General features: G+C 66.4%; 12 protein-coding genes. 8 read left to right on the forward strand and 4 right to left on the reverse strand.

What is annotated here, in order from left to right; translation table 11 throughout:
- Positions 1-247 precede the first annotated feature (247 nt).
- Positions 248-826 carry a histidine phosphatase family protein gene (locus NR810_RS24670; RefSeq protein ID WP_257455846.1) on the forward strand — a complete coding sequence of 193 codons (579 nt, stop codon included), beginning with the start codon at positions 248-250 and terminating at the stop codon, positions 824-826.
- Positions 827-1179: 353 nt separating this feature from the next.
- Positions 1180-2256 carry a glycoside hydrolase family 5 protein gene (locus NR810_RS24675; RefSeq protein WP_257455847.1) on the forward strand — a complete coding sequence of 359 codons (1077 nt, stop codon included), beginning with the start codon at positions 1180-1182 and terminating at the stop codon, positions 2254-2256.
- Positions 2257-2384: 128 nt separating this feature from the next.
- On the opposite strand, the gene NR810_RS24680 is transcribed toward NR810_RS24675, so the two are convergent.
- Positions 2385-4283, reverse strand: a complete 1899-nt coding sequence (locus tag NR810_RS24680; RefSeq protein ID WP_257455849.1) for a DUF6055 domain-containing protein — start codon at positions 4281-4283, stop codon at positions 2385-2387.
- Positions 4284-4807: 524 nt separating this feature from the next.
- On the opposite strand from NR810_RS24680, the gene NR810_RS24685 reads away from it, so the two are divergent.
- Entirely contained in the window at positions 4808-6148 is a 1341-nt protein-coding gene (locus NR810_RS24685; RefSeq protein ID WP_257455852.1) for a glycoside hydrolase family 6 protein, read from the forward strand.
- 33 nt (positions 6149-6181) lie between these two features.
- On the opposite strand, the gene NR810_RS24690 is transcribed toward NR810_RS24685, so the two are convergent.
- Positions 6182-7948 (reverse strand): hypothetical protein, encoded by a 1767-nt coding sequence (locus tag NR810_RS24690; RefSeq protein ID WP_257455853.1) that lies wholly within the window; start codon positions 7946-7948, stop codon positions 6182-6184.
- Positions 7949-8270: 322 nt separating this feature from the next.
- Between NR810_RS24690 and NR810_RS24695 the strand changes: the two genes are divergently transcribed.
- The 4 genes from NR810_RS24695 to NR810_RS24710 all read left to right on the forward strand — a co-directional run bounded on the left by NR810_RS24695 (position 8271) and on the right by NR810_RS24710 (position 10725).
- Entirely contained in the window at positions 8271-8867 is a 597-nt protein-coding gene (locus NR810_RS24695) for a TetR/AcrR family transcriptional regulator (RefSeq protein ID WP_257455854.1), read from the forward strand.
- 63 nt (positions 8868-8930) lie between these two features.
- Complete coding sequence (locus NR810_RS24700) at positions 8931-10151, forward strand: cytochrome P450 (protein WP_257455855.1); 1221 nt, start codon at positions 8931-8933, stop codon at positions 10149-10151.
- A gap of 68 nt (positions 10152-10219) precedes the next feature.
- On the forward strand, positions 10220-10372 hold the full coding sequence (locus NR810_RS24705) for a hypothetical protein (RefSeq protein ID WP_257455856.1): 153 nt from the start codon (positions 10220-10222) through the stop codon (positions 10370-10372).
- Positions 10369-10725: a DUF952 domain-containing protein gene (locus NR810_RS24710; protein WP_257455857.1), complete on the forward strand. Its 357-nt coding sequence runs from the start codon at positions 10369-10371 to the stop codon at positions 10723-10725. Before NR810_RS24705 ends, NR810_RS24710 begins: the two co-directional genes overlap by 4 nt.
- Before the next feature lie 27 nt (positions 10726-10752).
- Here NR810_RS24710 and NR810_RS24715 read toward each other — a convergent pair whose 3' ends face one another.
- Entirely contained in the window at positions 10753-12216 is a 1464-nt protein-coding gene (locus NR810_RS24715) for a chondroitinase-B domain-containing protein (protein ID WP_257455858.1), read from the reverse strand.
- A 47-nt stretch (positions 12217-12263) separates the two neighbouring features.
- Positions 12264-12653 (reverse strand): hypothetical protein, encoded by a 390-nt coding sequence (locus NR810_RS24720; RefSeq protein WP_257455859.1) that lies wholly within the window; start codon positions 12651-12653, stop codon positions 12264-12266.
- A 202-nt stretch (positions 12654-12855) separates the two neighbouring features.
- Here NR810_RS24720 and NR810_RS24725 point away from each other — a divergent pair, with 202 nt between their 5' ends.
- On the forward strand, positions 12856-13881 hold the full coding sequence (locus NR810_RS24725; protein ID WP_257455860.1) for a DUF6607 family protein: 1026 nt from the start codon (positions 12856-12858) through the stop codon (positions 13879-13881).
- Positions 13882-13902 lie beyond the last annotated feature (21 nt).

Genomic DNA, 13902 nt, shown 5'->3' on the forward strand with positions numbered 1-13902 from the left:
CGTTGAGGTAGGGAGCCGGAACAGCTTGAACAGGAAAAGACCGGAATGTCCATCACGAAGACCACGCCCCAGCACATGGTAAAGCCATCAAAGGTGTCAAACAAAGAACGCGAGCGAGACAGCCCGATACGACACGTTGCGTAACGACCCCAGGCGGGGTACGCGCGCCATTGATGAGAGAGAAAGGGTCGAGCCTTTCACGTGAACGCTTCGATTCAATCCTCGCCTCCAACCTTCTACCTCCGATATGACCGACCTGAATCCCATCCCCTTCTGGTTCCTCCGCCACGGTGAGACGGATTGGAACGCCCGCATGCTCTCCCAGGGCCGGGTGGACATTCCGCTGAACGCCGTAGGCCTCGCCCAGGCGGAGCGTGCAGCGGAGGCACTGGTGGGGCGGGGTATCCGCTCCATCCATTCCAGCACCCTCAGCCGAGCGCGGGTGACAGCGGAGATCGTGGCGGCACGGCTGAACCTGCCGGTGAACCTCGATCCCGAACTGCGGGAATGTGCCTTCGGCGTGCAGGAAGGGCAGATGATGTCCGGCTGGTTCGACGACTGGATCGCCGGCATCGCGACGCCCGAAGGCGCCGAACCCTTCTCCGAGCTGCGCGAGCGCGCCGTGAGGGCCATCAACCGCGCCACCGCCCATCCCGGCCCGGTGCTGATCGTGGCGCATGGTGCCCTGTGGCGCGCCGTGCGCCAGGCGGCGGGGCTGGAGGTGAACATCCGCACGCCCAACGCCCTGCCGCTCTGGGTGGAGCCGCCCTCGGGCCATCAGGGCTGGCGCTTCGTCGCGGCGGAGTGGAGCGCCCTCCCCTCCTGAGTCGCTTCCGATACTGGGTGAGAAGCCGGCCTGCCGGGGCTCCAAGTATCACCTCAAAGGGTTCCATGCCCCTTGAATCCGTGATATACGAGGAAAACCCGAGCAACATTGATGCTAGAACCTGCGCAAGCCCGTGTTGCAGGATGACCGGCGCATCTACGTCAGCATCCGGGACGGTCACGTTCAACTCCGGCTCGAACACGAGCGCCCGCCCTCTCCATCCAAAGGCAAAATCCATGTTCAAACCACTGAAGATGATGAGTCTCCTGCCGTGGGTCCTCTGTGCCTGCGGTGGGTCCGAGGTGGAAGTCGAAGGCCGGGAGGAGCCCGCGCCCGTCGCACAAGAGGACTCCGTGAGTCCCACGCTGGCCAACCCCACCGGCCGCTTCTACATCGTGGGCAAGGACATCGTGGATCCGAGCGGGAACAAGTTCTATCCCGTGGGAGCCAACCTGGACGGCTGGGACTTCTTCCAGCGGGACACGGAGAACCGCGCCGCGGCGGCCACCAGCTGGGGATGGAACATCATCCGCATCAACGGGGCCCAGCTGGCGCATCCGGAGTGGAACACGCACGGGCTCGTGTCGGGCGACCTGTCGAAGCCCAACTTCGACAAGATCGACCGCATCATCCAGGCCTACACGTCGCGGAAGATCGTGGTCATGATCGAGTTCCACGACAGTGTGTGGGCGAACGGCGGCATCGACGCGACCCGGCTGGCCCAGACCCGGAGCGCATGGATCTCCCTGTCCAACAAATACAAGACGAACACCTACGTCTGGTTCAACCTGCTCAACGAGCCCGTCTGGGGCCAGCCGGTGAGCGAGTACCTGAGCGTGCACACGGACCTGCGCAACGCCATCCGCTCCACCGGCGCGGAGAACATCATCGTCGTGGATGGTGGAGTCGCTGGTCAGGAGTGGCCCGGCTGGGGCATCCCGGGGAATCTCATCCCGACGTACGGGCCGCAGCTGGCGCAGGGCCAGTGCAACATGCTCTTCTCCATCCACGTGTACAACGCCTGGGCCGAAGCGGGCGGGAGCAGCCCCCATACGTCCGAGTTCATCGCCTATCTGAAGTCGGTGCAGAGCAAGAACCTGGCGCTGATCGTGGGCGAGACGGGCTGGAACTCGAACGACGGTGACGTGGCCCGGTTGAAGGCCGGAAGCATGATCGCCTTCAACAACGCGCCGGCCTACGGCGTGGGCATCATCGGGTGGCACGGAAACCCGAACTGGGGTGACACGTTCAACATGACCAGGCCTGACTCGGGCGCCTCCGGCGGCCAGTTCTACGCCATCGACAACTGGACCCAGCCCACCACGCTGACGGACTTCGGCAAGGTGCTGTGGGACCTCTCGCACAAGAAGCCCCAGCTCGGCGCGTTCACCGGCAGCTACGCGAACAGCAACTGCGCCTCGGCGAAGTAGGTGCTGGACCAGGAAGGGCACATGCTGATGGGGGTGGCCGGCAGGTGCTGCATCACCAGGGCGCGGTCCCTCCCCTCCTGCGGCGGGTTCGTTTCCCGCCGCAGGAGCGCTGGGGACTCCCGGCGGAACTACGGCCGCCAGGTGTAGGGCGGCGCGATCGTGACGTCCGTCGTGTTCGAGGCGGGCGAGGTGCCCGGATCGACGAAACCGAAGTAGGTGCCGCTCGACTTGTTCAGGCCTACGCCCCGGTATTCGAGGTCGCCGATGAGCTGCGCCGTGCCCGACACCGCCTGCTGGCCTTCGTAGAAGCCGAGCGGATAGAAGGTGGAGGCGACCCTGGCCGAGCCGCTCACGCTGAAGCCGTTCATCAGCACCGAGAGGCCGGTGACGGTGCCGCCGGAGACGTTGCCCGACACGACCACCGCGTGGTCCTCGATGCGCGCCGAGCCGCTCACGCTCCCGCCGAGCACCTGGGCGTAGGGGCCGACGTACACGCTCGCCGGAACGCCGCTGACAACACAGCCGCCGCCGTTCGAGTGACGCTGCGTTCCCGAAGGACAGGCGTCTTGCGTGCCGTTCTTGAATCCCTCGGGCCAGGCACTCGTGAGCTGCACCATCCACGGATAGCGATAGATGGTGTTGTACATCTGATCCCAGACGATCTGCTTTTGCACGGAGGGCGTTCCGACCACGACCAGGAAGAGCGCTTCGCCGGGGTTGACGCAGAAATTGAGCTCGCCGTCCGCGCCGCGCTGCAGAGCGCTATAGCGTGGCGTGGTGATGGCGCTGTCCGTGGCGACGAGGCCCCAGCGCCAATCGGAGTCCGCGCCACTCTGCTTCACGCCGCGGAAGGTCACGGTCACGCTCGTGGCGCCCGCGTCCGGGTAGAGCCGCACGATATTGTAGCCCCAGCGCTGCGGCGCCCAGCCGGTCGGCGTCACGAAGCGCCGATTCGTCGCGTAGCTCCCATCCAGCGGCTCGAGCTGGGTCAGCCGGAGGCGCCGCTCCGGCCTCGACTTGCTCGTGATCGAACCGTACTTCGCGCGATAGGTCGGGCCCTGGTTGCCGCCGCTGGTAGGGGGCGGATCCTTGTAATCCCAGGTCACGTTGTGCATCGCCCACTCGCCGAAGAAGTCGTTCATCTGGCTGATGTTCCAGCCGCGCGTCTTCATGATTTGCGAGAAGGGATCGTTGCTCGGGCTGCTCGTCCAGATTTCATTGACCGCGCTGTAGCAGTACTTGTCCTTCAAGAACTCCATGAACTGCCAGTTGCAGTAGCGATCGCGCGTCGAACCCAGATAGACGTGCGGCGCGTTCACGGACATCTCCGAGCAGTGCACCTCGTTGCGGTACTCGGGGAGCTGGTGAGGCATGAAGTTGGCGTGGCTCTCGTAGATCCAGCCGCAGGTGTTCGACTGGTAGCACGACATGCCGCCGCTCACGCTCTGCACGGCGTGCATGAACTCGTGCGCGAGCCCCCAGTGATCGTTGAGCGCGCCGGGTCCGATCCACATCCCCATCCGTGTCGAGCTCCAGGCGCCGCCAGTGAGACCCCAGTTGGAATGAACGTGGACACTGACCTTGGTCTTGTTCGACAGGTTGCAGAGCGGTTCCTTGAAGTAGATCGGCGCCCCGAAGTAGACCTTCCAGACGGTATTTTCGAGCGTATCGAGCGCGGCTTGAGCCGTGGCGCTGGCGATGGCCTCGTCCGAATAGATGGCGAAGTGCGCGGACTCCTTGATCAACTTGAAGTTTGAGTGATCCGGATCCGGTCCGCCCGCGGTCCAGGTACCCGCGGTGCAAGCTGGCGGCGAGGTCGGGCAGTTCGTCGCCCAGGCCGTCGTCGTGGTTCCGGGATCACACGCGGCCAATGCCGCGGATTCACCGCTACCACCGGACCCGCCGTTTTCGCTCGTGCCGCCGCCCCCCTCCTCTGCCGTCATGCCTTCGTCCAGGAGACACCCGGTTCCGAAGACGCCCACCAGGAGCAGCAGGGCGGGAGTACGTCGTGTCTTGTGGGTCATCATGGTTTCTCAATTCCTTGTCTGTCAGGCGATTTGAATCCATGACGCATCCGGCCAATTCACGCGCACAAGGACAGCGGTGCCCTGAACCGAGAGCGTGTTCCAGCGTGGAGCGCTCTGCATAACATTCCAAAACCGGAACTCAATGGAAATCAAACAAGACTAAAGCCAGCTTGGATTTCGCGGATACACACTGATCAATTGATTTCGAAATGGCTGCACTGAATCTCGAGCGCTCTGAATTACAAGAAGACAGGAATCACCCTCTCCATCCAGATGTGACGGTCTCCTTCCAGGAGCAGGTCTCTCACACGGGTTTTCCCTACATCGCTTGACACCCCTGGTTGGCTGGACTAACCCGGTTCCGCTCTTCATCCGACCCTGGGAGGAATAGTCTCGTGAACCCTCGTGAACCCGCCAGCTCGCTGTCCCTCCGGTACCTCATCCCGGCCACGCTGACACTCGCATCGGCTGTCGCTCCCGCGTGCGGCCCAGCCTCCACCACGGATGGCATGGATGCGCCAGTCATGAAGCTCGAGAGGGCGGCGGCCACCGAGCTCATCCAAAACGGCTCCTTCGGAGCGGGCAGCGTCGCCCCCTGGTGGAACGGCGCCAATACCCAGGTGCGCGTCGAGAATGGCCGGCTGCGCGTCGACGTCGCCGCGGGAACCACCAACCCGTGGGACGCCATCATCGGGCAGAGTGGCATTCCCCTGGCGAGCGGGCAGGCCTATACCCTGTCGTTCACCGCCTCGGCCTCGGCGAGCGTGTCGGTGCGCACGACGGTGCAGTTGGAGAGCGCTCCCTACACCGCGACGTTGAACCAACAGCTCTCGCTCGACACCACGTCGCGGCGGTTCTCGTTCCCCTTCACCTCGTCCCTGGCCTCCAACCAGGGACAGGTGACCTTCCAGCTCGGGGGCCGCGCGGGGACCGCCACCATCCTGCTCGACGACATCTCGCTCACCACGAGCAGCACCGGTTCCGGACCGCTCGCGATGACCAGCGGCTTCTACGTGGATCCCAACTCCAACCCCGCCAGCTGGGTACGTGCCAACGGCGGCGACGCACGCGCGTCGCGCATCCAGTCGGCCATCGCGAGCAAGCCGATGGCGCGCTGGTTCGGCAACTGGAACGCGGACATCACCTCGGCGGTGTCTGGCTTCGTCGGAGCGGCCGATACCGCTGACAAGCTGCCGGTGCTCGTGGCCTACAACATCCCCGGCCGCGACTGCGGCAGCCACTCCGCGGGAGGCGCGGGCAGCCCTGACGCCTACCGGGCCTGGATCTCCGCGTTCGTGACGGGCCTCGGAAACCGTCCCGCCATCGTCATCATCGAACCAGACGCCGTGGCCCAGCTGGACTGCCTGCCCAACGACACCGAGCGGCAGACGCGGCTCGGACTGCTGCGCTACGCCACCGAGCAACTGCGCGACCGCGCGCCGAATACCTGGGCCTATATCGACGGAGGCAACGCCGGTTGGATCCCCGCCGACACGATGGCCCAGCGGCTGGAGGCCGCCGGAGCGCGCAACACGCGGGGCTTCGCCCTCAACGTGTCGAACTTCTACCCCACTGCCCAGTCCAGCTCTTATGCCTCGGCGGTCAATGCCGCCCTGTCCAGCCGTTATGGGTACACCCTGCCCTTCGCGGTGGACACCAGCCGCAATGGCAACGGCCACAACGGTGAGTGGTGCAATCCGGCCGGGCGGAAGCTCGGCACTCCGTCGCAGACCGGTGGCGGGGCCGAGTTGCTGCTTTGGGTGAAGGTGCCCGGCGACTCCGATGGCCAGTGCGGAATCGCTCCGGGCATACCCGCGGGCCAGTTCAGCCCGGAGCTGGCGATCCGACTGATCGACGGCACGTGAGCGGAGCCCGAGCCCCGCCCCCAGCGCCCAGGCCTACTTCGGCACGCGGAAGACGCCCACCTTGGGAGCGATCCAGTACACGTGGGTGGCGTCGACGCGGACGGTGCGCACGCTGGCATGGCCATCGGCGACGACCATGGGGGTGCCTCCCGCCTTCGGCATGCGCATCACCGAGCCCAGGGAGAGAGGCACGTTGTCGGGGCGGTCATCCAGCGTCCAGTAGAGGTTCTCGTCGTCCACGATGAAGCCTCCCACCACCATGTTCACGGTCGCGAGAACCTGGAGGGATCCCCCTGTCTTGGGAATGCGCGCGAGGGTGCTGGTGCAGTCCACACACCAGGAGGGGCCATAGGCCACGTACACGTACTCCCCATCCACCGCCAGGCCCTTCGGCTCCTTCAAGCCACTGGCCAGGACCCGCACGCTCCCGCTGCCCGTTGGGCGATGGAGGACTCCACCTTCGATATCGAAGGCATAGACCCCCGAGGCGTCCACCACCATCGCCTCCGGGCGCGCGGCGAATGAGGTCTCACGCGTCGGGAGCGCTCCCCCCGCCGTGGGGAGACTGTAGAGCTCCCAGGCATACGCCCCATCCTGCAGGAACCAGTAGAGCCGTCCGTCGTACAGCGACACCCCTTCCGCCCCCTTGAGCCCCCAGGCCAGCCTGGTGGACTCCGTGCCGCTCGCGAGCGGCACCTGGACGATCTCGGTAGGAGCCGCCACGTACAGGGACTCTCCATCCAGCGCGAGCTGCCCCATCGTGGGATTGGCCAGCACCAACGGTTCCCCTCCGGTCTTCGGGACCCGCTTGACGCCGAAATGGTTGGTGTAGAGCCCGCTCCAGTAGACGTGGCTCTCATCGAGTTGCAGATCATCAATCCAGAAGTCGCTCGTCGCCGTGAGCTGGGAAGGGGCGCACAGGCCGAGCTGGCAGCTCGCTCCCAGGCAGTCATGTCCGCACGCACCGCAGTGCTGCGAGTCCTCCGTCACGTTGACCCGGACGCCGCCGCACGTCCGCCAGTCGGGCTCGGCGCTTCGCTCTCCACGCGGGGCGTAGATGATCCGTCCGGCGTCCCGCGCGGGGCTCACGAACCCCAGGACGTCCTTCGCCCAGACCTGCAGCCTGTAGGTGCCCGGCTCGAGCCCGGTCAGGTACACGCTGCCCCAGGCCTTGGCGGCCCCTCCCGCGGAGAGGGGGGAGGTGAACGTCTCCACGCCCGTGAAGGGCGTGCCTTCCGGGACGAGCTCGGCGAACAGCCGCACCGCATCCCCATCCGGGTCATCGATCTGCGCCGTGACTTTCGGAAACCCTCGAACGGTGCGCTCCCAGATTCCATCGGAGGCCATCTGGGACCTGACGGCCAAGCCGTCCGCGTCCTCGAAGTAGGGGGGCCACAGGTACAGCGGCACGTTGGTCCGTGTAACCCGGATGGTGAACGTCCTGGACGCGGTCTGCGTGCCGCTGGTCGCGGTGACCGTCACGAGCGTCTCGCCGGCGTGCTGCCGCTCGGGAGCCAGGGAGATCACATCTCCAGAGAGCGTGGCGAAGGGAGGCAGGCCCTCGGCGGTGAACTGGACCGGCTCCTCTCCGACTCCGAGCACCAGGAGTTGGATGTCCTTGTGCTCACCCGAGGCGAGGGCGACGTCACCGATGTTCGTCAGCTCGAAGGTGGCGGTCGACGGTGAAGAAGGTGGCTCCTCCGAGCTCACTCCGCAGGCCGCGAGCACGAGGGCCGTGAAGACCGCGGCGACCCCACGTGCAACCGGTTGCACACTCCACGGCATGTTCATTCGAATCATTCGTGTCCCTCTGCGCGAGTCAGACTGCTGCCGAGCACCATCGCGCCTGGCGGCGGGCGTTCAGCAATAACCGCGCCATTCCAGACACTCCGATGCCTGTGCCGTGTCGCCCGGTGAGCCACGCTCGGAGCGCACCCGAGACACCTGGGCCGTGCCCCTTCGAAAATCTGATTGAGACCCGGCCTGCGCCACGTTTCACCACCCGCCCCCTGTTCGCCCTACCCTCTCAAGGCTATTGCGAATTACCGGTTTCTGAATCATATTCACCGCCATGAAGCCCCGCTCAGAACCGCGAAGCAAGCCTCATCCCCTCCGGGAGCGGATGAAGGAGGAGGCCCGGGTGGCCATCCTCGAGGCGGCGGAACAGGTGATCGCCGAGCAGGGCCTCACCGCCACGCGGATGGAGGACATCGCCACGCGGGTGGGCGTCTCGGTCGGCACGCTCTACAACTACTTCGAGGATCGGCAGCGGCTGCTCCAGGCGCTGCTCGACGCGCAGGTTCAGCAGTTGATGGCGGTGCTGGACACGGAGTTGGAGCGCAGCCGGGGCGCCCCCTACCGCATGCGCTTGCATGGCCTGCTGCGCGCCATCCTGGAGCACACCCAGAAGCACTTCCGATTCCTCTCCCTGCTGCTGGAGGAAAGGGTGATGCGCGTGGCCGCCTCGAGCGAAGAGTTGGAGCGTCATCAGCGGCTCTCGAACGCGCTGGCCGAGCGGATCGGCGCGCTCAACCCCGAGGGCCTCGCGCAAGGGGTGCTGCGGCCCGAGGACGCGCCGCACTACCCCATGCTGCTGCTGGGCATGCTGCAGAGCACCCTGCTGCGGCAATTCCTCGATCGCCAGCCCACGCCCGTCGACGAGCAGATCGCGCTACTGCTGCGCTGCTTCCTGGAAGGCGCCAGCCCGCGCCCCGGGTGAGCTTCCGTCGTCTCCCCACAACAACAACCCCCCTCACTGCTCCAGCCCAGAGGATAGCCACTCATGGAACTGTTGAACCGCTTCGACTTCTTCAACCCAGAGGTGATGCGCAACCCCTATCCCTACTTCGCCGAGATGCGCGAGAAGGCGCCCCTGCACTACGACGCGAAGATGCAGGCCCACGTCCTCACCCGCTACGAGGACGTGTCGTACGTCTTGAAGAACCCCGCCCTGTTCTCCTCGGCGATGGTCCGCATCGCCGGCAGGCTCCAGAAGGAGAACAGCAAGGACCTGGAGCTGGGCGAGGTGGACAGCCTGCTCACCACGGATCCGCCCGTGCACACGCGCCTGCGCGGCAAGGTCAACCGCTCCTTCACCCCCAAGCAGATCAATGCCCTGGAGCCGCGCGTGCGCGAGCTGTCGCGCGCGCTCGTCGCGGAGATGACGGCCGGCCCCGAGTTCGAGTTCATGAGCGGCCTGGCCTCTCCCCTGCCCGTCACCATCATCGCGGAGATGCTGGGCGTGGACATCTCCCGCCGCCGCGACTTCAAGCGCTGGAGCGACTCGATCGCCAACTCCGGCAACGCCACCCTCCAGTCGGGCAAGACGCCCGAGGACGTGGTGCGCAACGCCAAGGAGATGCTCGCGTACATGACGGAAGTGGCCGAGGCGCGCCGCCGCGAGCCCCGGGGCGACCTCATCTCCCTGCTCGTGCAGGAGAACGAGGGCCAGGAGGCCCTGACGCCCGAGGAGGTCAACTCCTTCGCCATCCTGCTGCTGCTGGCCGGCAACGAGACCACCACCAACCTGCTGGGCAACGCGCTCACCGCCCTCATCCGCCACCCGGAGGAGTATGAGTGGCTGCGGCGCGACCCCTCGCTCGCCGCCTGCGCCGCCGTGGCCGAGGAGACGCTGCGCTACGACTCGCCCGTGGTGACGGTCGTGCGCCGCACCACCCAGGAGGTGGAACTGAGCGGGGGCAAGGTGCCCGCGGACACCACGCTGTTCGCCCTGGTGTCGGCCGCCAACCGCGATCCGCGCAAGTTCCCCAACCCGGAGCGCTTCGATCCGCGGCGCGACACCGCCGGCCTGATGTCCTTCGGGCACGGCATCCACTTCTGCCTCGGTGCTCCGCTCGCGCGCCTGGAGGCCCCCGTGGCCCTGCAGGAGCTGATGGCACGCACCCCCCGTCTGGGCTTCTCGCCGCGCCAGCCCGAGCACATCGACTACGGCGCCTCGTTCGCCCTGCGCGGCCCCCGCGCCCTCTGGCTCCAGAAGAACTGAGCGCGTTGCTCTCCCGTGGCGGGTGATATGGGTCGACGGGCCACGCGGTCTATGATTTGGGAGAACGGATGCGTTTTTCGTTCTTCGCTGCCCCATCGACACTCGACAAGCTGTACAGCCAACCCCTGGCGAAGGTGCTCCTCGCCAGCGGCTCCCGGGCCCACGATGCCCTCCGGCGCGTCATGGATGCCACCGTGGGGCGGAAGAAGCAGAGGGCATGAGCTCCCCCATCTATACGCTCGTCAGCGGCGCCGACTGGCGGGCCGCCAAGACGATTGGCGCCTATTGCGGCTCGGCCGACGACACGCGCGACGGCTTCCTGCACCTGTCCACGGCCGAGCAGGTACGTGAAAGCGCGCGCAAGCACCGCTCGGGGGAACGTGACCTGTGGCTGGTGGCCGTCGACCCGGCGGCACTCGGCTCCGCGCTGCGTTGGGAGCCGGCCTCGGGGGGACGCCGCCCGGGACTGTTCCCGCACCTGTACGGCCCACTGCCCATGTCGGCCGTGTTGTCGGAGGTTTCGCTGCCGTTGGGCGAAGACGGGCAGCATGTCTTCCCCCACGAGGTGCCGTGAAACCGCGGGGGAGTCTGAATGCTCCCCTCAGCGCTCCGCCGACGGATGCGCTCGCCGCCAGCGCCGACGTGATGCGGCGGACAACGGCAACAGGATGAACAGGAACCCGGCCGTGAGACCCGGGCTGGCGTTGCAGCCCCCGCCCGTGGAGCCCTGCCCATCCCCATCGCCGTTGCCTGGGAGGGGGTGGTCGCCCGGGCTGGTGCCGGCGTCGGTCTGGCCATCGCCGGTCCCCGCATCCGTGGAGGTGCCCCCATCCGAGGCCGTTCCCGCGTCCGCGCCGGTCCCCGCGCCGCAGTCTCCCAGCGAGTGCTCGAGCGCGCCAAGCGTATAGGCCCCTCCCGAGGGACGAGGGCGGGCACAGAAGTCATCTGTCACCGTGGCCCGCGCCTCGGCGGCTCCAATGAGCTGCGACACGTTGCCCTTGAGTCGCAGGTCTCCACTCAGGGGCGACTGGTACCAGGTGGTCCAGGTGCCCGAGGCCACGTTCATCACGTTCGTGCCGGCATTGAATCTGCCGCTGTCACGAGTGCGAACCACCGAGGACAGCACGTTGCCGTGAGCCTCTCCGGTGGAGGAGGCGAAGCGGAAGTCCACGCCCGTGGTGGAGATGATCGTGTTGAACAGCACCTTCGTGTTGGCGGCCTTGTTCAGGTAGATGCCAACGTCCGAGCAGTTGGCGATGACGTTGTTGCGGATGATTCCGTCCGTGTGCTCGGGGTCGCAGGGGACGTTCGCATCGAAGGCGGGCGCACAGAACGCATTGCCCGTTCCTCCGCCGCCGAAGGACAGGCCGATGCGCGTGTCTCCGCCCGGGTAGTCCTTCACGCAGAGGACGCGGTTGCGCTCGAAGACGCCCCGCTTGCCACCGCTCTTCATGAAGGCGCCGTAGGAGATGCCGCCCTTCTTGGAGAAGTCGTGCACGTCGTTGTCGCGGACCACCCAGTCGTCACCGGTGTCGATGTTGATCTTGTTGACGGGTTTGGAGGTCGAGCGCGCGTGCGTGTCGTAGATCTCGTTGCGTTCCACGAGGCCGCGGTGGGGCATCTCATAGACGCCACTGCCGTTCCGCACCGCGTTCACCTTGAGCTGCGCGTTGAAGTCGCGGATGCGGCTGTTGCGAAGCACGAAGTTCTCCGCGTGGCCCGTGACATGGAACGCGTGCTCGCAATTGTCGTCCTGGGGGCAGACACCCTCGATGGTCAGGCCGTCGAAGGTCCAGTACCGGCCCGACACCTTGAAGCCCTCGGGCGCGTTGAACTGGATGCGTGCCGCGTACCGGTTCGCGGCACGCACGGTGATGGGCTGGGTGGCGGTGCCCTCCGCCGCGCAGCTCAGGTTGACGTTCACCGCATACGTGCCATCCGCGAGGACGATTTCATCGCCCGCCCGCGCCGAGGCGAGCGCGGATTGCAACTGGGCAACCGTCGAGACGTTCTTCACCGCGGCCACGGTGGGCAGTGGCAGGAGGAGCAAGGCAAGGGTGGTCATCCGCATGACCCGCGAGACTACCCGAAACCCGCTTGGACGGCAGTGGATCACTTCGAGAGCTGCATGTTCAACATCATCTGATGCTCACCGTTGGAGCCCTTCTGCGCGCAGACGGCGAAGTCGGTCGCACCCGCGGACTGATTCCGGCACAGCCCGAAGCTCATGTCCGACGGCCGGGTGTTCGGCATGCCGACGCTCATCTGGTAGTTGCCAAGCCGGGAGTCCCTGGGCCGGAAGTTGAGATCGAGGCTCAGCCACTGAGCACCGTTCGGCGGCGCCTGGTTGGGAGCCTCCCGCGGGAGAGGAGCCTTCCAAGGCTCGGGCCTCAACAGGGACTGCGCGTCAGCAGTGGCCCCTTTGGGCTCCGCGGCGTACGCCGAGCCCATCGTTCCCAGGAGGAGCAGGCAGACTGCCCAGCGTGGGTGCGTTTGAAACATGTTTTTGTCTCCTGAGATGGAGGGGATGGACAGGCTGCTGGCGGGCGTCCCTTCGCTACGCCCCGACAGACCGATGACGGAAATGCCAGATGTGACGCGCCTTCTCCGAGCTCCCCACACAACGGATGCCCACACGATGAAATTGACTTTGATAATCGATTTCAACTAGAAGGAGCCGTCACTTCGTCCCAGGAGACCGCGCATGCCGCCGTCCGCCTCCCCTTCGTCGCCGCACCAGAAAAGGCCCTGGCGAGTCCTCGCCCTGTCCACGCTGACGTTGACGCTGGCCTGTGCTTCACGGCCCGGAGTCCCCGCCGGGAGCGAGGAGCGCCCCGTGTCCTCCGCGTGCGACCCGGAGCGGGACCGGGCCGCCATCCTCCAGATGGCGGGCAACTACCGGGTCGGGTTCGCCTTCGACGAAACGGTGGGATTCAGCGAGGGCTACACGCTTCATGCGCCCTACCGCGCGAACGCGACGGAGTGGGTGGAGGTGTTGGAGGACACGCCCCGGCGGATATCGCTCCAACATGTCCTGATGGCGGAGCGGGACGGCAAGCGCTCGACCCTGAAGCACTGGCGGCAGGATTGGACCTTCGAGGACACCACGCTGCTGGAGTTTCGCGGGCATCGGACGTGGGAGCGCCGTGTTCTGGCGCCTCACGAGGTGACGTGCACGTGGAGTCAGGCCGTGTACGAAGTGGACGATGGGCCCCGGTACGAGGGCTACGGGCGATGGACCCACGCCCACGGTGTCTCCGCCTGGCAGTCCGAGGAGTCGTGGCGTCCCCTGCCCCGCCGCGAGTACACGAAGCGCAGTGACTATGACGTGCTCGTCACCACCAACCGGCATGCCCTGACGCCCACGGGATGGGTGCATGAGCAGGACAGCCTCAAGGTGGTGCTCGGCCCCAAGCCGCATGCGCTGGCACGGGAGCACGGGCTCAATGTCTACACACGCCAGCCGGCCGACACGGCCTCCACCGAGGCGAGCACCGCCTGGAAGCAGACGCAGGGCTTCTGGAGCGAGGTCCGTGACGGGTGGCGGACCCTCTTCCAATCCCACCCGCGCTTCACCCTGCGGGACAAAGTCGATGGCAAGCCACGCTACGAGCACCTCTTCGAGCTCGAGGAGACGGCGGCCCCCGAGCGGCGTGAGCGGATCCGCACGACGCTCGAGAGCTTCCTCGAAACCGCGGTGAGTACCAGCGCGGCTCCCGCTGGCGAGTAGGCGGCCGTGAAAGGGAACGGG

Origin of the sequence: Archangium lipolyticum (genome assembly GCF_024623785.1) — a bacterium.
GTDB classification, from domain to species: Bacteria; Myxococcota; Myxococcia; order Myxococcales; family Myxococcaceae; genus Archangium; species Archangium lipolyticum.